Annotated in this window: 16 protein-coding genes and 1 tRNA gene; 13 read left to right on the forward strand and 4 right to left on the reverse strand. The window is 68.3% G+C overall.

Annotated elements, in window-relative coordinates; all coding sequences use genetic code 11:
- Positions 1–45 precede the first annotated feature (45 nt).
- From KF745_00950 to KF745_00965, 4 genes are all read left to right on the forward strand, one after another.
- Positions 46–3,594, forward strand: a complete 3,549-nt coding sequence (locus KF745_00950) for a CusA/CzcA family heavy metal efflux RND transporter (protein MBX3356972.1) — start codon at positions 46–48, stop codon at positions 3,592–3,594.
- Positions 3,595–3,616: 22 nt separating this feature from the next.
- Positions 3,617–3,904: a hypothetical protein gene (locus KF745_00955; GenBank protein ID MBX3356973.1), complete on the forward strand. Its 288-nt coding sequence runs from the start codon at positions 3,617–3,619 to the stop codon at positions 3,902–3,904.
- A gap of 165 nt (positions 3,905–4,069) precedes the next feature.
- Positions 4,070–5,170: a methyltransferase domain-containing protein gene (locus KF745_00960; protein MBX3356974.1), complete on the forward strand. Its 1,101-nt coding sequence runs from the start codon at positions 4,070–4,072 to the stop codon at positions 5,168–5,170.
- A 68-nt stretch (positions 5,171–5,238) separates the two neighbouring features.
- Positions 5,239–6,198, forward strand: a complete 960-nt coding sequence (locus KF745_00965; GenBank protein MBX3356975.1) for a DUF72 domain-containing protein — start codon at positions 5,239–5,241, stop codon at positions 6,196–6,198.
- A 119-nt stretch (positions 6,199–6,317) separates the two neighbouring features.
- On the opposite strand, the gene KF745_00970 is transcribed toward KF745_00965, so the two are convergent.
- Positions 6,318–6,404 (reverse strand) — tRNA-Ser (locus KF745_00970).
- Positions 6,405–6,422: 18 nt separating this feature from the next.
- On the reverse strand, positions 6,423–7,379 hold the full coding sequence (locus KF745_00975; protein MBX3356976.1) for a phosphatase PAP2 family protein: 957 nt from the start codon (positions 7,377–7,379) through the stop codon (positions 6,423–6,425).
- Here KF745_00975 and KF745_00980 point away from each other — a divergent pair.
- Together KF745_00980 and truB are read left to right on the forward strand one after the other, a co-directional pair.
- Positions 7,351–9,192 carry a glycosyltransferase family 39 protein gene (locus KF745_00980; GenBank protein ID MBX3356977.1) on the forward strand — a complete coding sequence of 614 codons (1,842 nt, stop codon included), beginning with the start codon at positions 7,351–7,353 and terminating at the stop codon, positions 9,190–9,192. The two genes, KF745_00975 and KF745_00980, sit on opposite strands and share 29 nt — an antisense overlap.
- Positions 9,189–9,926 (forward strand): tRNA pseudouridine(55) synthase TruB, encoded by a 738-nt coding sequence (truB, locus tag KF745_00985; protein ID MBX3356978.1) that lies wholly within the window; start codon positions 9,189–9,191, stop codon positions 9,924–9,926. The genes KF745_00980 and truB overlap by 4 nt, the downstream gene beginning before the upstream one ends.
- Here the strand turns inward: truB and KF745_00990 are convergent.
- Positions 9,880–10,728, reverse strand: a complete 849-nt coding sequence (locus KF745_00990; GenBank protein MBX3356979.1) for a hypothetical protein — start codon at positions 10,726–10,728, stop codon at positions 9,880–9,882. The genes truB and KF745_00990 overlap by 47 nt on opposite strands.
- A gap of 111 nt (positions 10,729–10,839) precedes the next feature.
- Here KF745_00990 and KF745_00995 point away from each other — a divergent pair, with 111 nt between their 5' ends.
- The 5 genes from KF745_00995 (at position 10,840) to KF745_01015 (ending at position 15,527) form a co-directional block, all read left to right on the forward strand.
- A complete protein-coding gene (locus KF745_00995; protein ID MBX3356980.1) occupies positions 10,840–11,325 on the forward strand; it encodes a GNAT family N-acetyltransferase in 486 nt (161 codons plus the stop codon).
- Positions 11,326–11,417: 92 nt separating this feature from the next.
- Positions 11,418–11,897 (forward strand): transcriptional repressor, encoded by a 480-nt coding sequence (locus KF745_01000; protein MBX3356981.1) that lies wholly within the window; start codon positions 11,418–11,420, stop codon positions 11,895–11,897.
- Between the two features lie 106 nt (positions 11,898–12,003).
- Positions 12,004–12,393, forward strand: coding sequence for a PilZ domain-containing protein (locus tag KF745_01005; GenBank protein ID MBX3356982.1), 390 nt, complete (start codon positions 12,004–12,006; stop codon positions 12,391–12,393).
- A gap of 87 nt (positions 12,394–12,480) precedes the next feature.
- Complete coding sequence (glpK, locus tag KF745_01010) at positions 12,481–13,971, forward strand: glycerol kinase GlpK (GenBank protein MBX3356983.1); 1,491 nt, start codon at positions 12,481–12,483, stop codon at positions 13,969–13,971.
- Positions 13,968–15,527 (forward strand): glycerol-3-phosphate dehydrogenase/oxidase, encoded by a 1,560-nt coding sequence (locus tag KF745_01015; GenBank protein ID MBX3356984.1) that lies wholly within the window; start codon positions 13,968–13,970, stop codon positions 15,525–15,527. The genes glpK and KF745_01015 overlap by 4 nt, the downstream gene beginning before the upstream one ends.
- A 10-nt stretch (positions 15,528–15,537) precedes the next feature.
- On the opposite strand, the gene KF745_01020 is transcribed toward KF745_01015, so the two are convergent.
- Positions 15,538–16,773, reverse strand: coding sequence for a hypothetical protein (locus KF745_01020; protein ID MBX3356985.1), 1,236 nt, complete (start codon positions 16,771–16,773; stop codon positions 15,538–15,540).
- Positions 16,774–16,888: 115 nt separating this feature from the next.
- On the opposite strand from KF745_01020, the gene KF745_01025 reads away from it, so the two are divergent.
- Together KF745_01025 and KF745_01030 are read left to right on the forward strand one after the other, a co-directional pair.
- Positions 16,889–17,467: a LemA family protein gene (locus KF745_01025; protein ID MBX3356986.1), complete on the forward strand. Its 579-nt coding sequence runs from the start codon at positions 16,889–16,891 to the stop codon at positions 17,465–17,467.
- 51 nt (positions 17,468–17,518) lie between these two features.
- A complete protein-coding gene (locus KF745_01030) occupies positions 17,519–18,583 on the forward strand; it encodes a M48 family metallopeptidase (protein ID MBX3356987.1) in 1,065 nt (354 codons plus the stop codon).
- Positions 18,584–18,631: the final 48 nt, after the last annotated feature.

An 18,631-nucleotide genomic window follows, 5' to 3' on the forward strand; every position in this document is an offset into this window, starting at 1 on the left:
GACCCACGACCGCACGCAACTCCGCATTCCACAGGGCCTCCCAACATGCTTGAAGCCGTCCTGCACTTCTCCATCAAGAACCGCTGGTTCATCGTCGTGCTCACGGCAATCGCCGCGGCCGTGGGCGCATACTCGCTCAAGAGTCTCCCGATCGATGCCGTCCCGGACATCACCAACAACCAGGTGCAGATCAACGCCCTGGCGCCGTCGCTGTCGCCTGTTGAGGTCGAGAAGCAGGTGACCTTCACGATCGAGTTTGCGCTCGCGGGCATCCCGGGTCTCCAGTCCACGCGTTCGCTCTCCCGCAACGGCTTTTCGCAGGTCACCGCGGTCTTCGAGGACAACGTGAACATCTACTTCGCCCGCCAGCAGGTCGCCGAGCGGCTGGGCGAGGCGAAGGAGTCCCTGCCCCCGGGCGTGGAGCCGATGATGGGCCCGATCGCCACGGGCCTCGGTGAGATCTACATGTACACCGTCGAGTACGAGCACCCTCGCGGCGCCGGCGCGACGATCGTCGACGGCCGCCCGGGCTGGCAGAGCGACGGCTCGTACCTCACTCCAGAAGGCCGGAGTCTCGCGTCGGATGTCGAACTCGCCGCGTACCTCCGCGAGGTGCAGGACTGGATCATCCGGCCGCAGCTCAAGAGCGTGAAGGACGTCGCCGGCGTCGACGCCATCGGCGGCTACGTGAAACAGTACCACGTCCAGCCCGACCCCATGGCCCTCGTCTCGTACGGGCTGACGTTCACCGACGTCATCGACGCCATCGAGAAGAACAACGTCTCCACCGGGGCCGGGTACGTCGAGCACAACGGCGAGTCGTACCTCGTCCGCGCCTCCGGGCGCATCGAGACGATCGACCAACTCTCCGGCATCGTCGTCGGCTCCCGTGGCGGCGTCCCCATCTGCATCCGCGACATCGTTGTTCCCGGCGGCGTCGGGATCGGGCGGGAGCTCCGCACCGGCTCCGCCAGCGAGAACGGCGAGGAGGTTGTTGTCGGCACCGCGATCATGCTGCTCGGCGCCAACAGCCGGACCGTCGCGGCCGCCGTCGACGCCAAGATGCCCGAGATCCAGCGCTCGCTCCCGCCCGACATCCGCGCGAAGACCGTGCTGAACCGCACCAAGCTTGTGGACGCCACGATCGGGACGGTCCGCAAGAACCTGCTCGAGGGCGCCGTGCTGGTCGTGGTCGTCCTACTGCTGCTGCTGGGGAATGTCCGGGCCGCCCTGATCTGCGCCATGGCCATCCCCCTCTCTATGCTGATGACCGCGACGGGCATGGTGCAGAACAAAGTCAGCGGCAATCTCATGTCGCTCGGCGCCATCGACTTCGGACTGATCGTGGACGGCGCCGTGATCATCGTCGAGAACTGCCTCCGGCGCCTCGCCGAGGCCCAGCACCACAAGGGCCGCGTGCTCTCGCTGCAGGAGCGGCTGCACGAGGTCATGGTCGCCTCCAGGGAGATGATCCAGCCCTCCGTCTACGGCCAGGCCATCATCATCACCGTGTACGTCCCGATCCTCGCGCTCTCGGGTGTCGAGGGGAAGATGTTCCACCCGATGGCCACCACGGTCATCTTCGCGCTCATCAGCGCGTTCATCCTCTCCCTCACGTTCGTTCCCGCGATGGTCGCCATCCTTATCCGCGGCCGGGTGCAGGAGAAAGAGATGGTCCTGGTGCGGTGGGCCAAGGCGGCGTACCGGCCGGTCGTCGAGTGGTCGGTGCGGTTTCGCTGGGCGGTGGTCGTCGTTGCGGTCGCGGCCTTCGCCGGCGCCGCGGCGCTGTTCGGCCGGCTGGGTCAGGAGTTCGTGCCGACCCTCGACGAGAAGGATCTCGCGATGCACGCGATGCGGATCGCCTCCACATCCCTCTCTCAGTCCCAGTCCATGCAGTTCGACGTCGAGCGGGCGGTCGCCGGCATTCCCGAGGTCGCCTTCGTCTATTCCAAGACCGGCACCGCCGAGATGGCGACCGACCCGATGCCGCCCAACGTCTCGGACACCTTCATCATCTTCAAGCCCCAGGACCAGTGGCGGTCCGAGGCCGAGCTGGACCGGCTGATCGCGGAGAAGACCGAGGCGATCGAGGCCATGGGCGCCCACGCCGCGCACGCGGGGCACGGGCACGAGGAGGAAGGACACGCCCACGAGGGGCCGAAGATCGAAGGGCACAAGGGCAAGCTCATCCAGCTCATCGAGCGGACCCTCGCCACCGTGCCGGGCAACAACTACGAGTTCACCCAGCCCATCCAGATGCGCTTCAACGAGCTCATCTCCGGCGTCCGCGGCGACGTGGCCGTCAAGGTCTACGGCGATGACTTCGAGTCGATGACCCGGACCGCACAGCAGGTGCTCGCCGCGATCGAGGCCGTGCCCGGGGCCGCCGACGCCAAGATGGAGCAGGTCGAGGGCCTGCCTGTCATGACGCTGGACATCGATCGCGCCGCGATCGCGCGGTACGGCCTGAACATCCACGACATCCAGCAGATCGTCGCCGCGGCGATCGGCGGGGCGCACGCCGGGCTGGTCTTCGAGGGAGACCGCCGGTTCGACCTCGTCGTCCGCCTCCCCGATTCGCTCCGAGACCGGCTCGAGGCGCTCGAGCGCCTCCCCATCCCCCTGCCAGGCGGCGATGAGCCCGGAAACCCCGCCCGCCTCGCCGATGCGAGCACCGGCCTCGCCGGACTCGTCCAGACGCGCGAGATGGGCTTTATCCCGCTGGGCGACGTCGCAGCGATCAGCGTCGCCGAAGGGATGAACCAGGTCAGCCGCGAGAACGGCAAACGCCGCATCGTGGTCCAGTGCAACGTCCGCGGGCGGGACCTGGGCTCGTTCGTCCGCGACGCCGAGCGGGCGGTCGCGGCGGTCCCGGTTCCCGCCGGCCAGTGGCTCACCTGGGGCGGGCAGTTCGAGAACCTGGTCGCCGCCAAGCAGCGCCTGACGATCGTCGTTCCCATCTGCTTCTTCCTGATTTTCCTGCTGCTGTTCTCGACCTTCAAGAGTGTCAAGTACTCCCTCCTGGTCTTCAGCGCTGTCCCGCTGGGCCTGACGGGCGGGGTCATTTCGCTCTGGCTCCGCGGGATGCCCTTCTCGATCTCCGCCGCGGTCGGGTTCATCGCCCTCTCGGGCGTCGCGGTGCTGAACGGACTGGTCATGGTCTCGTTCATCAACCAGCTCCGCGCCGAGGGCATGCCCCGCGATGCCGCGATCATGCGTGGATGCCTCGTGCGCCTCCGACCGGTGCTGATGACCGCGCTCGTTGCCTCGCTCGGGTTCGTCCCCATGGCCCTGGCCACGGGAACCGGCGCCGAGGTCCAGAAGCCGCTCGCCACCGTCGTCATCGGCGGCCTCATCTCCAGCACGCTCCTGACGCTCTGCGTGCTGCCGGCCCTGTACCGGATCTTCACATCCTGGGACTCATCCGGCGGCCCGAGGCCGCGGCCGCAGGACTGGGAACGGACGGACTTCGGCCCACATGAGGCCGGGTCGCCGCCTCGCGGCGCACACCACTCAGATTCATCCTCGCCGTCACCGCCCCCGGGCCCGTCGCCCGCGAACGGAACAGGCGGCCCCTCGACAGGCTCGCACTGAGCCTCCATGCAGGAGTCGGTACATGCAGACCAGCAATCGGAAGAACCTGATCGCCGGCCTCGGCGGCGGAATCGCCCTCGCCGCCCTCGCGGGCGTGCTCTTCGGCCAGGGTGCCTCGCAGCCGGTCCGGAGCGACCCGCAGTACTTCGTCACCGCTGATGGAGAGGGCGCCCACCTGTGGGTCCGCGAGGGAACGACCCTCCGCGTCATCGGTCATGGCGAATGCAAGGAGTGCACCGCCAAGGGCCACGGCGACCATGACCACGGCGATGGCGATGGACACGACCACGGAAAGCCCGGCCACAAGTAGCCCCGTCCCCTGCTCTCCAATCCCCGTGCAAGGCGCCCCGAGCGGGGCGAGGGTGTGCTTGCGCCCACAGTCGGCACTGGATGCAAGAACCGGTCTTCATTAGACTGCCCGGACCATGCTCCACCCCTCTCACATGTGCGGCCAGAGTGTCTCGGGGGACGGACGATGACCTCACCGCCGGCTCCGTGTCCCGACCAGGTGACGCGCCTTCGGGAACTCATGCTCGGCACGTTCTTCCGCGGCTGGAGCCCGGACTACCTGTCCTCACCCGCGTTCGAGGCCGACCTGCTGGCCCACACCACGCGTCGCTTCGAAGAGTGCCGCGACATGATCCTGCCGTGGATCGAGCGTCACCTGCCGCTGGACAGCAAGTCTGTCGTTGATATCGGCTGCGGCACCGGCGCGAGCACCGCGGCCTGGGCCCAGAAGGCCGAGCGAGTTGTCGGGTACGACATCCACGCGCCCTCGATCGACGCCGCGAACGGGCGCATGGAGATCATGGGGATTCAGAACGTCACCTGCCGCGCGCTGCGGCCCGACGCCCTCATCCCGGCAATCCGCGATGACTTCCCCGATGGGGCCGACGTCATCATCATGTACGCCGTGCTGGAGCATCAGAAGGTGTTGGAGCGGATCGACACGCTCCGGGCAAGCTGGAGCCTCCTCCGCCCGGGCGGGCTGCTGGTCGTGGGCGATTCGCCCACCCGCTTCTCAATGATGGACTTCCATACGTCCCTGCTCCCGTTCTTCAACTGGCTCCCCGAGGAACTCGCGGTGTACTACGCCCACAAGTCGCCGCGGGCCGACTTCCGCGACGGCGTGGAAAACGCCCTTCGCAGCGGCCTGCCCGCGGCGATCGACTACGTCGCCCGCTGCGGACGCGGCGTGGGATACGAGGAGTTCGAGATCGCCATCGGCGATCTGAACCGGTACGTCGTCGGCGATTCCTTCGATGACGGGATGATCAACCAGCCGCACCGGGGCGTGAGTTTCGTCGACGAACTGATCCAAGCGTTCGCCAGGAGCTTCAGCCTCAAGGTACCGCGCGGCTTCCTCCGCGAGAGCCTTGAGGTCATCCTCCGCAAACCGCTCCATCCCGACGAGGCCCCGCCCGATCCCAAGCCGGCCCCCGTTGAGGGCCTCATGAAACGCTCCCAGGTCGATGCTCTGGTGAATGACCAGGTACAGGCACGAATCGAAGAGGAGCTGAAGAGACTCAATCAACAGCCGGCGGCTCCTGCAAGCCTCGCTGCAACTATGAATTAGATCGATTTCGGCGATTGCGTAACGAGTGTTTCGTAGTGTTCAGGTGTGTCTTTGGGTTTGGTACACGAGTGCGGGCAGGGTGGTTTGTGGCGGAGAACCAGAAGCGTCCATCCTGGTGCATCGGACTCGTCGGATTCTCGTGCCCCGAGTGGTCGAAGTCACTGTTCACCGTCGATGCGGGTATTCGCGGTCGCTCTCGTGGCGACACGCACCGCCTGAGCAAGTACGCGGCTCACTTCAACGCCGTAGAGATCAACACCACCTTCTACGGCATCCCCTCGATCGATACCGTGCGGGCGTGGGCGGACGCGACACCCGCGGACTTTCGCTTCTGCGTGAAGATGCCTCGCGACGTGACGCACGGGCCGACGCCCCAGGGCGTGCTGGCCGCGGCGGACGGCCCGCCGCCGGGGCATCTGCTGCGCGAAGAAACGCTCGTGACGGCGCGACGCTTTCTGCAGGTACTCCAGCCGCTCGGCGGCAAACTCGGGGCCGTGCTCGTGCAGTTCCCGCCGAAGTTCATGGCGCAGCGTCGCGATGAACTCGCCGCGTTCCTCGACCGTGTCGGCCGCGGAGCGCCGCTCGCGGTCGAGTTGCGCCACGACAGTTGGTGGACTCCCGAAACCGGGGCAATCCTGCACGACCGCGGCGTTTGCTGGGCGGCAACCGATGAATCGCCCCGGCACGAGGCAGAGCGAGCGCCGGATGCCAGCGGCGTGGACAGGCGCGCGCCGCGGCACATCACGCCGACCGCCGACTTCCTCTATATCCGCTGGCTCGGCAAGCACGACCAGCTCGATGATCGGAGCAAAGAGCACTTTGACCCCACATCTCGGCTGCGCTGGTGGGCAGAGCGGCTCCGCACAATTCTGGACCGGAACCCGCAGGTCCGCGTCGTCTACGGCTTCTTCGACAATGACTTCGCCGGCTACGCCCCGGCGACCGCGCGGCGGTTCATGGACATCCTTGGCCTGCCGTCTCCAAAGTTGGACACACGAGCAGCCGACGAGCCGACGCTCTTCGGGTAGCAGGTCTCTTGCTGAATTGCTCGTGGACTTTCGCCCACAGGTGCCCGGCTTCCTGAACCGCAGCCGTATGTCAGTGCTACGAAAAAGCCCCGTAGCCGGACAGGCTCGGGGCTTGCAAGCGGAGAGGGGGGGATTCGAACCCCCGAAACGGTTACCCGTTTACGCGATTTCCAGTCGCGTTCCTTCAGCCTCTCGGACACCTCTCCGGCTGTGGGGATTCCAGTTTAGCCGCCATTCCCTTCCCCGTCCCCGGGCCGCCCTCCCGCCGCCGCGCCCGCTCGGGGATCCTTCCCGTCGCCGTCGTACCCTAGTTGCCGCAGGAGCGCCCCATCCCCGAGCGAGCGAGCCAGCGGTGGAAACGCCAGCGGCGAATCGCGGTTCACCAGCCGCAGCCACAGCCACTCGACCACCCGCACCCCCCAGTACCGATCCACAGTCACCCGTGCGATGGCCCAGCCCACGACGGCCCCCACGGCGACATCGCTCGGCCAGTGCGCTCCGGTCAACACCCGCGTCGCGCCAACCACACACACCATCGCCACGCACAGCCAGCGAAGGCGCGGGTAGTTCGCCGCGAGGAACACGCTCATCGCCGCCGCGGCTGCCGTGTGACTCGACGGCATCGACCACAACTCCGCATCCCCTTTCCAGAACTCCCACGCGTACTGCAGCGAGAACCCATTGTCTGTCGGTACTGGGTACATGGCCCACGGACCCAGGATCGTGTGCGGGTCGCCCAGCGCCGGCCGCGGCCGACCAAGGCCCCCCTTCAGCACCCAGCACGCGATGCTGGTCAGGCCCGCTGCGGCGAACAGATCAAGCAGCCGCCGTCGCCGCGCCGGGTCCAGCGACCAGATCACCGCCGCCGCGAAGATGATCGAGCCAACCGCCCCGTACTGCTGCCACGCCCGCAACTCCCTGAGGACGTCCCCCTCCCGCCGGAGGAGGCCGGCCGACATCGAAAAGAGCGGACCATCCAGCGGGAAGATCGCGGCAAACAGCACCGCGGCGAGCAGCAGCGGCCATGCCCATGCGCGCCGTTCCTCGGCCCTCGACCACTGCACAACAGGCCCGACCACGCCCCACACCGCCGCACCCGCCATGTGGCCCCAGCGCACGGGCACCCACAGCGACTGGTTATAGTCGCGGGCCATGGCCACGGCGGACGCTGATCGAGCCAACTCAGTCTCTCCTGCGATCGCTCAGGCCCCCGCCGCGGGGTGGCTCCGCGGCCCCATCGCGACGGTCGTTCTGCTCGCCCTGTGCGCCACACTCTATCTTCCCGGCTTGTTCACGATGCCTCCGGTGGACCGCGACGAGTGCAAGTTCGCGCAAGCCTCGCGCCAGATGCTGGCGACCCAGGACTGGGTGGTGCCCCGAATCGGGGACCGGCCGCGCCTGAACAAGCCGCCGATGATCTACTGGCTCCAGGCGGCCTCTGCACGGCTGCTCGGGGAAACACCCGCGATGGCCGCAGCACCCTTCCCGGGCGGTGCCGACCCGACGGCAGGGATCGGGCGGTACCGCCTCCCCTCGGCGATTGCCGCGACGATCACGGTGCTGCTCGTGTTCTGGCTGGGAACGCGAATGTTCGACCGGCGGGCCGCGATTCTCGGTGCGGCGCTCCTCGCCGTCTGCCCCGTCTTCGCGTGGGAAGCGCACCAAGCCCGGGCCGACCAGGTGCTTGTGGCGACCATCGTGATCGCGCAGTCCGCTCTGTGGTCGATCTGGCACACACGGCGATCACCACGCCGGCCGGTGCTGGCGCCGGCCGTGCTGTGGCTGGCCCTGTGCGCGGGCGTGATGACCAAGGGGCCGGTCGCCCCGATGGTGGTCGGCCTGACAGCACTGACCCTTGCCCTGCTCCAGCGGGACTGGAGGTTTCTCATCCGCCTTCGTCCCCTGATCGGCGGTTCCATCGTCCTCGGCGCGATCGCGACCTGGCTCGCCCTCGTCGCTGGACACGTGGGATGGAGTCACCTCTCGGAGACGCTTTGGCGCGAGCTCATCGGTCGCAACCTCGAGGCCGCGGAAGGCCACTGGGGACCGCCGGGGTACCACCTGCTGCTTCTGAATGTCCTTTTTTGGCCCGGCACACTTGCCGTGCTCTTCGGTGTCGGGCGGGCGTGGCAGCGAGGGCTGCGTGCCGGCTCGCCCGCCGGTCCTGCCGCCGCATGGCCCGCGAGGATGCTGCGGCACCTGCGCAGCCGGAGGCCCGCGCGTGATGCGGAGGTCTTCTGCCTGGCATGGCTCATCCCAGCGTGGATCGTCTTTGAACTTGTCGGCACCAAACTGCCTCACTACACGATGCCGCTCTATCCGCCCCTCGCCCTGCTGTGCGCCCGCGCGGCGTTCGCCCTCGCCGCGAGGCACCGGCGCACCGGTCAGCCGCCACTGGACCGCGCGGCCGTCATCATCTGGTCCGTTCTCGGCGCGGTAATCGTCGTCGCCGTGCCCGCTGCGGCTGGCGCGTTCGTCGTGCATGGCGACCGATCGGCGCTGGCCCCCAACCTGCTCTCCTTCCCGCTGCGGATCGCGGCGACGACCGCCCTCTTCTACGCCGCGGTGCTTCTCTGGCGGCATGGCATCGTCCGCGCCCAGGTCGCCTCGATCGGGGCGATAGTTGCGGGGGTGGTCGCCCTCATGGTCGTGCTCCCTCATGTGCCGGGGCTCTGGGTCAGCAACCAAATCCTCGCGAGGATCCGCGAAAGCGACCAGTCAATGTCGCTCCCCGTGGCCGTGGTCGGATTCCGCGAGGACAGCCTCGTCTTCTTGAGCAACGGCGGGATCACGCGACTGAACATGGATCACGTTCCCGAGTGGTTCTCCGCGAATCCGGGCGGGCGTGTGTTTGTCCCCAAGGAGGAGGTCGCCGCCTGCCGGTACCTCGTCGGCCGGCCGATGCTTGCAGAGGAGCAGTACGCAGTGAGCGGGATCAACTACTCGGACCGGCTCCGGTCCGTTGACCTTGTACCGATGCGGTTCCCACCATGACGCAGGACACACCCGGACATCCGCCGCCGCCGTCGGGCCTGCTGCTGGTCGACAAGACCCGCGGTCCGACCTCCATGGATTGCTGCCGTGCGGTCAAGCACAGGCTGATCAACGCCGGGTTCCACAAATCGATCAAGGTCGGCCACGGCGGGACGCTCGATCCGCTCGCTACCGGCCTCGTAGTGGTGCTCGTCGGCAAGGCCACCAAGCTCTGCGACGCCGTGATGGCGGGCGAGAAGGAGTACCTCGCCGACGTGGATCTGTCGGTCACGTCGCCGACGCAGGACCTCGAGGGCGACCTGACGCGGATCGATGTGGCCTCGCCGCCGTCGCGCGAGGATGTTGAACGGGCGATTCTTCCGTTCATCGGCCTGATCCAGCAGCGCCCCCCGGCGCACTCGGCGATGTGGGTCAACGGAGAGCGGGCCTACGACCTGGCCCGGCAGGGCAAGGCTCCCGACCTGCCGGCCCGCCCGGTGCAGATCCACGCGATCACGCTCACCGAGTACGCCTGGCCGATCGCCCGGCTTGACATCACGTGCGGCAAGGGCACCTACATCCGTTCGCTCGCACGCGATCTCGGCGAAGCGCTCGGCGTCGGCGGTTGTTTGGCCTCGTTGCGGCGCACCCGCAGCGGGCGCTTCCGAGTCGAGGAGGCGACGCCCTACGACAGGCTCCCGCACCAGATCACGCCGGCGGATCTGCGGCCGCTCCCAAAACCGGGCGACCTGTAGGCGGTCCGTCCTCGCCGACCCCCGGCGTTCGCGGCGGGTTGCCGAACCGGCACTGCCGGATCCCGAAGTACACGAGTGTTTCGAAGATCAGCAGCCCCGCGAGGAACCCGCCAGCCGCGGGCCAGGGCGCCGCACGCCAGTCGTGCCGCGCCGAGATCGGCCAGGTGAGCCAGTCGTTCCAACTGTGGTGCGATCCGGAGAGGAACCAGCCGAGCAGCGCGAGCACCGACCCGATGATCCAGCCGATGGTCGCATGTCCGCACACCGCCGAGGCCACGGCGGGCGTCACCCTCCACCCGCGGCGGGAACCGAAGAACCGCACACCCCACGACTCGATCATGATGAGGGCGCGGAGAGGCAGGAATCCGAGCAGGACGCCGCTCCCGACGCTCATCCCGAGTATGGCCAAGACGGCAAGGCCAGTCGGGTAGCGGGAGAGCATGTCGCCCACGGCCTCTGGACCGATCCCGAGCACCGACATCACGACCACAGGACCGAGAAGGACCGACGCGACCAGCGAGTTGAATACGCCGAGTTGCTCGGATCGCGGCGCCTCGATCACCAGCGATCGCGAGTGGGTCATCGGGTGCCGGAGCACGCCCAGGTTCGTCCGCAGAAAGGCAACGAGTGAACTCCTCGATCGTCCCGTCTGCTGCCACGGACTCCCCGGCCGGCCTGTCTCGGGCCGGCTCATCGGGATGGACTCGCCGCACTCCGGGCAGTGGGCCTCATCCTCGATTCCCTCGAGCACGTAGCCGCACCGCTCGCACAGCAGCGTGGTTTCCCGAGGTTTGGTGCTCACCGATTCCTCCAGACGTGCCGGCGACTCTACGGGGCTCGTGCCCAATCCCGCCCGCCGCTGGCGTGCCGGAGCAGACTCGACTAAGGTTGACCTCGCCTGCCGGAGCCCCAGTTGATCCAGATCCGCCGAATCCTGATGGACGATGCCCTGTACGCACAGGAATGCGCGCTCCGCGAGGCCGTGCTCCTCGGACCCATCGGCTTCGACCTCGACCGCTTCCGCCGGGAGTTCCCGGGGATCGAGGAGCGGATGGAGCACTACGTCGCAGTCTTCGACCACCCATCCGGGCCGCGGGTCGTTGGCAGCGTGGGGCTTGTGGTCGATCACCCGGCCAAGGGCGTCGGCAAACTGACCCAGATGTGTGTCGACCCGCAGAGGCAAGGCGAGGGGATCGGCAAGCGGCTGGTCGTCGCCGTTGAGCGAAGGGCGTTTGGTGAACTGGAACTGGCGGAACTGTTCTGCCACGCCCAGATCGCCGCGTGCGGGTTCTACCGCCGCCTCGCGTGGAACCCCGATGGCGAGGTCTTTACCGAGGCCGGGATTGAGCACCGTAAGATGATCCTGCGGCCCTCCCTCGGCGAACCCGCCGAGGCCTGAACTTGCGTATCGAACGCTCAGGCCGGTAGCCGCACAAAGGGCCGGGTGGAATACTTCCTAGGCGAAAGCCGGGGCGGGCGTGCGGAGCCGCGATGATCGATCCCGATCCATCCGTGCGAGACCTTTTCACCCGCCATGGCCTGCGATGCACCCGCCAGCGGGAGGTGGTCTACGCCGCTCTGCTCGCGTGCAAGAACCACCCGACCGCCGAGGAACTCTTCCGCCTCGCCCGCGGCTGCGAGTCCGGGCTTTCTCTGGCCACGGTGTACAACGCGCTTGATGCGTTCATCCGCTCTGGACTCTGCCGGCGTCTTCCATCCAGTCACAACGGGGGCCCGGTATCTGGCGGCTGCCGGTTCGACGCCTCGACCGACTCGCACGTCCACACCGTCTCGGCGTCTGGACAGGTCCGCGACCTGCCGGCCGACCTCTCATCCGCCGTTCTGGACTCGATTCCGGATCACCTGCTGCGCGAGATCGAGAGACGCCTCGGCGCGCGGATCATGCGAGTCGGAGTCGACCTGATCGTGTACGACGACGGAGGCGAAGCACCCCCAACGGGGTGTGCCTGACCCCGCCCGAGATCTGCTATTTGGGTGTGTCCGCTGTCAAGACGCCGGGGCCTTAGGCCGATATCCCGGGTACCGCCCCGGTTCTCGGGCGTCCCGGAGGTCGCCAGTGTCACCTGTCGCCAACCGCCGTCGCCACCAGCGCTACGTGCTGCAGCCCATGTACACGCCTGTCGCGGTCAGGCTGCTCGACCGCGAGCAGTTCGATATTGAGGGGCACGCGTACGACATCTCGGTGGGGGGGATGCGCTTTGAACTCGACGAGCGGGTCGCGCCCGGCACCACGGTGGCGATCCAGATCACCCTCCCCATGACCGACGAGACGGAGGTCGGACCCGGGCGTTCGATCTATGTGCTCGCGACGATCGTGTGGATCGAGGATGATGATGTCCCCGGCCCGGTGCGCACCGCTGCGGTGTTCAACCACTTCGCGAGAGTGGGGGACCAGGAGCGGCTGGCGCGGCAGTTCTCCACCGGTCGATTCCGGCTCGCGGCCTGAGCACGCTCCTCCAGGAAATCGGCTGGGAACCGCGCCGCGGGTGTGGTATCGTCGGGCCTTCCGAGGGTGATCCCACTGGAGGCGGCGATGCCGTTTGTCCTCGCGCTCGATCAGGGCACCACATCATCACGGTCGATCGTGTTCTCGCCCGACGGCACGCCCGTGGCGCAGAAGCAGATCGAGTTTCGTCAGATCTTTCCCAGGGCCGGCTGGGTCGAGCACGACCCGATGGAAATCTGGTCGTCGCAGCTCGCGTCCCTCAGCGGGGCGCTCGCGGCGGCCGGCGTCCGCGCGTCGGACTTGGCCGCGGTGGGGATCACGAATCAGCGGGAGACGACGATCGTCTGGGATCGTGCCACCTCCCGGCCTGTCTACAACGCCATCGTCTGGCAGGACCGCCGGACCGCGGAAGCGTGCGACCGGCTGCGCCACGACGGCGCCGAGCCGACCATCCGCGAGAAGACGGGCCTTGTCATCGACTCGTACTTCTCGGGAACCAAGATCGGCTGGATCCTCGACAACGTCCCCGGCCTCCGCGCCCGCGCCGAGCGGGGCGAACTCGCGTTCGGGACCGTCGATTCCTGGCTCATCTGGAACCTGACGGGCGGGAAGGTCCATGCAACAGATGCGACCAATGCCTCGCGGACGATGTTGTACAACATCCACACGGGCGAGTGGGACCCTGATCTGCTCCGCCTCCTTCGTGTGCCTGAGGCCCTGCTGCCCCGCGTCGTCGAGTGCTCGGGCACGATCGCGACGGTGGACCCGGACCTGCCGGCGGCACGGGCCCCGATCGCGGGGGTCGCGGGCGACCAGCACGCCGCGCTCTTCGGCCAGGCCTGCCACGTGCCGGGGATGGCCAAGGCCACGTACGGCACCGGGTGCTTCCTCCTCCAGACGCTCGGGCCCAAGCCGGTACTGTCCCAATCCGGCCTCCTGACCACGATCGCGTGGAGCCTGGGCGGCAGCGTGACGTACGCGCTGGAGGGAGCGGTGTTCATCGGCGGGGCGATCGTGCAGTGGCTGCGCGACGGTCTCCGCATCATCCGGTCGTCGGACGAGGTGGAAGCGCTCGCCGCGTCGGTCCCGGATTCCGGAGGGGTGTGCCTGGTTCCGGCGCTCGCGGGGCTTGGTGCGCCGCACTGGGACCAGTACGCGCGGGGCCTGATCATCGGCCTGACGCGAGGCACGACCCACGCCCACATCGCCCGTGCCGCGCTCGAGGGCATCGCCTTTGAGGTGGCGGACCTGATGGATGCCATGCGGAAGGACTCTGGGGCGCAGCTTCCGGAGCTCCGCGCCGACGGCGGGGCGTCCGTGAACGCGCTGCTGATGCGGTTCCAGGCCGAGGCTCTGGGTGTTCCCGTGTCGTGCTCGGCCATCCCAGAGACAACTGCCCTCGGCGCGGCATTCCTTGCGGGCCTCGGCGTCGGGGTGTTCAAGTCCGTGGATGAGATCGCATCGCATTGGAAGCAGGGACCTCGGTACGAGCCCGCGATGGATCGGGCCGAGATGGACCGACTCCGGACGCGCTGGCGGCGGGCCCTGGATCGGTGCCGGAACTGGGAGCGAGAATGATCCGTGACGAGATGATCGGCGCCCTGCGTCGCCGGGGCGATCAGGCCTGGGACGTCGTCGTGATCGGCGGCGGCGCCACGGGGGCGTACGTGGCCCTCGACGCGGCCTCCCGCGGCTATTCCGTGGCGCTCTTCGAGCGGCACGACTTCGGTAAGGGAACCTCCAGCCGCTCGACGAAGCTTGTCCATGGCGGCGTGCGGTACCTGGAGCAGGGGAATGTCTCCCTCGTCATGGAGGCCCTCAAGGAGCGGGGCCTGCTCCGCGACAACGCGCCCCACCTGGTCCACGACCTCGCGTTCATCGTGCCGACCTTCGATTGGTGGGAGGGACCGTTCTACGGGATCGGCCTGCGGCTCTACGACATGCTCGCCGGCAAGTTCGGCTTCGGCGCCTCGCGGAATCTCAGCAAAGAGGACACGCTCGCCCGCATTCCGACGCTCCGCACGGACGGGCTCCGCGGCGGCGTGATGTACTTCGACGGTCAGTTCGACGACGCGCGCCTGCTGATCAACATCCTGCAGACCGCCGTCGAGCAGGGCGCTACGGCGGTCAACTTCTGCCCCGTCGAATCGATGATCATCGAGGACTCGGTCGTGGCGGGGGTTGTCGCGAGGGACGCGGAATCGGGCGCACGGCTGGTCGCCCGGGCGCGGGTCGTGGTCAACGCCACGGGCCCGTTCGCGGATTCGGTCCGGCGGATGGCCGAGCCGGGGGCGGAAGCGATGATCGCGCCGAGCACAGGGGTTCACCTGGTGCTCGACCGCTCGTTCCTGCCGGGCGATGCGGCCATCCTGGTGCCGCATACCCCGGACGGGCGCGTGCTGTTCGCGATCCCGTGGCACGGGCACGCGCTGGTCGGGACCACCGACAACCCCATCCCCACGCCGGTGCCCGAGCCCCACCCGACGAGCGACGAGATCGACTTCGTCCTGCAGACCGTCTCCGGGTATCTGCAGAAACCGCCGATGCAGGCGGACGTCCTCTCGTGCTTCAGCGGCATCAGACCGCTGGTGTCCGCCGGGGGCAAGAGCACGGCCAAGCTCTCCCGGGACCACACCGTCCACATCGATCCCTCCGGACTGCTGACGATCGCCGGCGGGAAGTGGACGACTTCGCGCCGGATGGCGGAAGACGCCGTGAACCACGCGGCGACGCTCGGCCGGCTGGACGAGCGAGACTGCGTGACGCGAAGCCTGCGGATCCACGGCCATCTCGACCATCCCACGCCGCTCGCCGACCTCGGCGGGTACGGGTCGGACGCGGGGGAGATCGAGACGCTGCGGAGGAGCGAGCCGGCCCTCGCGGCGAGGTTGCATCCGGCACTGCCCTATACCGGGGCCGAGGTGGTCTGGGCGGCTCGGCGCGAGATGGCGAGGGGTGTGGAAGATGTGCTGGCTCGCAGGACTCGCGCATTGTTCCTGAACGCTCGTGCGGCGATGGAGATGGCGCCGGCGGTCGCGGGGCTCCTGGCCGGCGAGCTGGGGAAACCCGAGGCGTGGGCGCGCGCGCAGGTCGAGGAGTTCGCGGCGGTCGCGGCGGGGTACCTGCCGCGGTAGGCGGGGCGCTTCATGCCGTTGGCGGGGGATCGCCGTTGATCTCGACCTCGTCGGGGGCGACAACCGCGGGCTCGGGGCCCGGCTCGGCGCGGGCCATCGTGCCGGGGACGATCCCGGGCATCCAGATCTCGGTCTCGTCCTGGCCGTCGCTGACGCGGCGCATGAGCAGGTAGAGGATGGTGACGCCCGACATGGCGGTGGTGATCACGTAGGCCAGGACGACGACGACCGCGGCGCTCGTCCAGAGCTTCAGGACAGACCCGGTCGCGGCGTAGGTGCCGGTGGTTGAGTCGGACATGGCGCCGCGGCCGGCGGTGGATTCGATGATCATGGAGCGGGCATGGTCGCCGGCCCAGGCCTGGGCCCCCTGGGCGGCGAAGCCGACGGTGTTGGAGACCACGATCCACGCGACCACGCCCGCGACCCAGACGACGGCACCGGTGATCAGGAGGTAGGTGACCAGGCGGAGGGGCCGGCCCAGAACGTACGCGTAGGCCCGTTGGATCGCGTCGAGGGCGTCGGCGCCGTCGCAGGTCACGGCCGGCACGAGCAGGTGATGACCGACCCAGTATCCGACGGCGACGGCCACGGCGACGAGTGAGAGCAGCAGGGAGAGCCCGAACAGGACGGATCCGAGCAGGTTGATGACGGGCCAGCGGAGCAGGAGCAGTCCGAACACGGCGGTGCCGAGGGCGATGGCCCAGATCAGGAGCCACGGCGCGACGATCGAGCCGACAAGGCTCTTCCACCGGCCGATGGCGAACCCCGCCGCTTCAGGCCATGAGATCCGGATGCCCTGGGCGAACTCGCACGCGGCCATGCGGCTGATGGCCCCCATCCCGACGAGCCACACCCAGAGCATGAGCGGGCCGAAGACCAGCACGGTGATGGGGAACTGCCGCGCCGCTTCCAGGGGGCCGCGGACCCCCCAGCGCCACACGGCGCTCGGGAGATCGCCGGATCGGACGGCGGACCATCCGGTCGGGCCGAACGCCGAGGCGATGATCGCGCTGCGGTTGTCGGCCGAGAGGGTCATGATGCGTCCGTCGATCCACGTGCCGGCCTGCGAGAGCGCGGCGACCGCCACGATCGCGAGGAACGCGACGACCAGCTTGCCCGCCCCGAGACCCAGGAGCGGCGCGCGGAGGAGCTTGGGCCAGAGCAGGTCGGCGGTCAGGTCGGAGAGTGTGACTGCGGATGGCATGGCGCCTGAGGGCCTGGATGTCGTGTGGGTCGGACGTGCCATGGGGCGCTCCTGCGGACGGGGTGTGCAGCGGTCTCATCCTACCAGAGGCACACCGGAACGAAAAAAACTACAATCAATCCGAATCATCACGTCAAGAACCAGTGGAGGAGCCCTCATGACGCCGTCCATCATCATCGCGGTCGTGCTCGGCGGTCTGCTGATCGTCGTCGCGCTCTGGGTCATCGCCGTGTACAACTCGCTTGTGGGCAAGCGGGTGGATGCGGACAACGGGTGGGCCCAGATCGACGTGCAGCTCAAGCGGCGGTACGACCTGATCCCCAACCTGGTCGAGACGGTGAAGGGGTACGCGTCCCATGAAAAGGGGACGCTCGAGGCGGTCATCTCGGCCCGGTCGCGGGCGGTGGACGTGTCGAACTCGTCGGTCGCCCAGCGGGCGGAGGCTGAGAACATGCTCGGCCAGGCGTTGGGCCGGCTGATCGCGCTCTCCGAGGCGTACCCGGATCTCAAGGCCAACAGCAACTTTGCGGCGCTGCAGGAAGAACTGGCCTCGACGGAGAACAAGATCGGCTTCTCGCGCCAGCACTACAACGACTGTGTGGCGAGGTACGAGCAGGCGAGGCAGATGTTTCCCGGCTCCGTGGTGGCTGGGGCGTTCAACTTCGCCAAGAGGGACTACTTCGAGGTTCAGGATTCCGGCCAGAGGGAGGCGCCGAAGGTCAAGTTCGGCGCGTGAACCGGCCCGGGGCGCGGCCGGTTGGAGCCGCCGCCTTCTTGAGCAAACCCGATGTCCCAGACACCCCCTCCACCGCCGGGAAGGCCGTCCCGCCTCAACGAGGCAACCGGGAAGCTGCGCGCCGAGATCTCCGCGTACCCGGGGTCGATCACGTACGTCGACCTGATGCGAAAGAACAAGCGTGAGTCGGTGATGCTGATGGTGGTGATGGTGCTGCTCGGGGTTGTCCTGGGCGGGGTCATCTCGGGGGCGCTCACGGCCTACGCGGGGGCGAGCGCGGCGGACCTGCTGCCGTCGGTCGTCCTCGGCGCCGCGGCGGCGCTGGTCGTGGCCTCGCTCGGGGCGACATGGTCGTGGTTCGGGGGCGACTCGGCCATCCTGGCGATGTCGGGGGCACGCGAGATCACCAAGCCCGATGACCCGCAGTTGTTCAACGTGGTCGAGGAGTGCGCCATCGCCGCGGGCCTGCCGGTGCCGCGCGTGTACCTCATCAACGACACGGCGCTGAACGCATTCGCGACGGGCCGGGACCCGCAGCACGCCTCGGTGGCGATCACGACCGGGCTGCGGAACGTGCTCAACCGCGACGAACTCCAGGGGGTCATCGCGCACGAGGTGGCCCATATCCGGCACTACGACGTCCGTTTCGCCATGCTGATGGCGACGATGGTGGGGCTGATCGTCTTCGCGAGCGATGCGTTCCGGCGGATCCTCTGGTACGCCCCTCGCGGGGGGCGGGGCGGGTCCCGCGGCGGCGGCAAGGAGGGGGGCGGGGCGGCGGTGGCGATCCTGTTCATCGCGGCGATCCTGCTGTCGATCCTTGCCCCGATCTTCGCGTTCCTGATCCAGATGGCGTACTCGCGCCAGAGGGAGTTTCTGGCCGATGCCGGGGCGGTGGAGATCACCCGGAATCCGGAGGGGCTGGCTTCGGCGCTGCTCAAGCTTGCCGACGACCCGGAGCCGCTGGTGGACACCGCGAACCGGGGGACCGCTCACCTGTTCATCGTGAATCCGCTGAAGCGGATGCACGATGCCCACCAGTCCCTGGATTCGATGTTCCTGTCCCACCCGCCGATCCAGAAGCGGGTGGCGCGCCTCATGGCGCTCACCCGGTGATGCCGATGCCCCGTGTACTGCGTTGTCCGCTGAGTGCATGGTCCCGCC

The organism is Phycisphaeraceae bacterium, assembly GCA_019636655.1.
GTDB lineage: Bacteria > Planctomycetota > Phycisphaerae > Phycisphaerales > UBA1924 > JAHBXB01.

Bases quoted from the DNA above. Each gene is read 5' to 3' on its own strand.
- KF745_00950 (MBX3356972.1), top strand. From the start codon at position 46: ATGCTTGAAGCCGTCCTGCACTTCTCCATCAAGAACCGCTGGTTCATC.
- KF745_00955 (MBX3356973.1), top strand. From the start codon at position 3,617: ATGCAGACCAGCAATCGGAAGAACCTGATCGCCGGCCTCGGCGGCGGA.
- KF745_00960 (MBX3356974.1), top strand. From the start codon at position 4,070: ATGACCTCACCGCCGGCTCCGTGTCCCGACCAGGTGACGCGCCTTCGG.
- KF745_00980 (MBX3356977.1), top strand. From the start codon at position 7,351: ATGGCCACGGCGGACGCTGATCGAGCCAACTCAGTCTCTCCTGCGATC.
- truB (MBX3356978.1), top strand. From the start codon at position 9,189: ATGACGCAGGACACACCCGGACATCCGCCGCCGCCGTCGGGCCTGCTG.
- KF745_01000 (MBX3356981.1), top strand. From the start codon at position 11,418: ATGATCGATCCCGATCCATCCGTGCGAGACCTTTTCACCCGCCATGGC.
- glpK (MBX3356983.1), top strand. From the start codon at position 12,481: ATGCCGTTTGTCCTCGCGCTCGATCAGGGCACCACATCATCACGGTCG.
- KF745_01015 (MBX3356984.1), top strand. From the start codon at position 13,968: ATGATCCGTGACGAGATGATCGGCGCCCTGCGTCGCCGGGGCGATCAG.
- KF745_01020 (MBX3356985.1), bottom strand. From the start codon at position 16,773: ATGGCACGTCCGACCCACACGACATCCAGGCCCTCAGGCGCCATGCCA.
- KF745_01025 (MBX3356986.1), top strand. From the start codon at position 16,889: ATGACGCCGTCCATCATCATCGCGGTCGTGCTCGGCGGTCTGCTGATC.
- KF745_01030 (MBX3356987.1), top strand. From the start codon at position 17,519: ATGTCCCAGACACCCCCTCCACCGCCGGGAAGGCCGTCCCGCCTCAAC.